This is a genomic window from Streptomyces sp. NPDC000410 (genome assembly GCF_040300305.1).
Classification (GTDB): Bacteria; Actinomycetota; Actinomycetes; order Streptomycetales; family Streptomycetaceae; genus Streptomyces.
Map to the genome: position 1 here is coordinate 1 of NZ_JBEPDM010000124.1, position 1,919 is coordinate 1,919.

The 1,919-nt window shown below is 67.1% G+C and carries 1 protein-coding gene; it reads left to right on the forward strand.

Annotated features, from left to right (window positions below; genetic code table 11):
* Window positions 1-252 precede the first annotated feature (252 nt).
* Entirely contained in the window at window positions 253-1,236 is a 984-nt protein-coding gene (locus ABT342_RS38015) for a BtrH N-terminal domain-containing protein (RefSeq protein ID WP_351584168.1), read from the forward strand.
* Window positions 1,237-1,919 lie beyond the last annotated feature (683 nt).

Here is a 1,919-nt window from a genome sequence, read left to right on the forward strand (position 1 = left end):
CGTCCTTGCTGCCCATCTGTGATCCTTCCCGGCAGAGACCACATCTCATGCCAGACGGGTCACACCGGGGCATACACAAACTTCAGGACAGTCCCATCCTGGTCCGGCCGGAAACAGGCTTCATGGATGCATCGGCAATGGATCGTCGCGGAGCACACCAGCCGTGAGTCCGGGTCGTGCCCCTTGGAGTGGTGATGGTCCGGCACGCCCCTGTGCGGCGTTGTCGTCTGGTGAGGGAGGAGAATCAGCGGCATGACCATGGTGAAGGACATCGATGTCCGAGGCATGCAGCACTGCGAGACGACGGCGCTGGGCGTGCTGCTGCGGCATGAGGGACTCGACTTGTCCGAGCCCATGCTGTTCGGGCTCGGCTCCGGGCTGTCCTTCATCTACTGGGACAGCAAAGGCATGGGCTTTCCCTTCCTGGGAGGCCGGGTCAAGCCGTTCGAGCTCACCAGGAACCTGGCCGCCGTACTCGGGCTTGAGCTGCTGGTCGGGGAGACCACCTCCCCGCGCAAGGCATGGCAGAACGTGGCGGCGCCCATCGATGCCGGTCGGCCGGTCGGCCTTCAGCTCGACAGCTACCACCTGGACTACTTCAGCACCAAGGTGCACTTCGGCGGGCACGTCGTGGCCATGTACGGCTACGACGAACAGGACGCCTACCTGGTGGACACCGACCCGCAGGGCGGAGCCGTCTCGACCAGCCTCGCCGCCCTGGCCAGGGCCAGGGCCGAGCGCGGCCCCATGACCGCCAAGCACCGCTCCTTCACCATCACAGCGCCCAGCAGCCCGACGTCACCGCAAGAGCGGATCATCCCCGCGATCAAGACCTGCGCCGACGCCTTCCTGAACCCGCCCATCGCGAACCTGGGCCACCGGGGCATCGAGAAGACCGCGAAGCAAGTGCCGAAGTGGCTGCAGCGCAGCGACAATCCGCGAGAAGACCTGCCACGGGCCGCCGTCCTCATGGAGAGGGCCGGCACCGGCGGTGCCCTGTTCCGCAATCTCTACCGGGACTTCCTCACCGAGTGTGCCCAGCTGATCGACAGCAGCCACCTGCGCACCGGCCACAGTCTGTATACCGAGGCCGCCGGCCTCTGGACACAGGTGGCCGCACTCGTCACGACAGCAGGCGAATCCGGCGACGCGAACAACCTCACGCAGGCCGGCTCCATCCTCCACGAGCTCTCGCGCATCGAACGCAATGCGATGCAGGCACTCAGCATGCTCTAGGGGGCCTGTCAGGCGAACATGTGCGAAGTCAGAGTCGGATCAAGCTGCATTGGGATCATCCCCCGCGTGCGCGGGGAGCAGCTGCGCAAGGGCTGCGAGTCCACCGCCCTCGGCGATCATCCCCCGCGTGCGCGGGGAGCAGGCTTCGTGAGCTGCAACGCCATCTTGAGGGGTGCCAGTTTCCGCACACTCTCACAGATTCTGCATTTCGCCTAAACCGGTCACGTGAGTGCCCCCGGAGCAGCGTCGCTTCGCTGTCTTGCTCCGGCCCGGCCAATGGTCGGCCAATGCTTGCTGAGGTGGGGAGTCTCCGTGCCTGGAGAGGTCCGCGTCATCGACTGGTTCCAGCCGGGGTCGGGCAGCCTGCGGCTGACGCTGGCCTGGCGCGCCCGGCCTGCGGGGCGTTGCCGCGGAGGGAGCGGGTGGGGGGTCCGTCACGCGGTGGCCTACGCCGGCCCGGGGGAGGGGTGCGTGTGCAGGCGGTACGACTGCCCGGGAGCGATCCCTGTCTCCAGGTGTGCCGAGCTCGGCGACGCGGCCGGCCCCCGGTTATGGAGGGACACCCCGGCGGCGGCATCCGGTGCGCGGTGAGCTGCCCCGAGTTTCGTAGAGTCCGATCTTGATTGGTTCAGGCGGACTGCGGGACTTGCTCCTGGCTACGCCAGAAGGCTTCCTCGTACTCG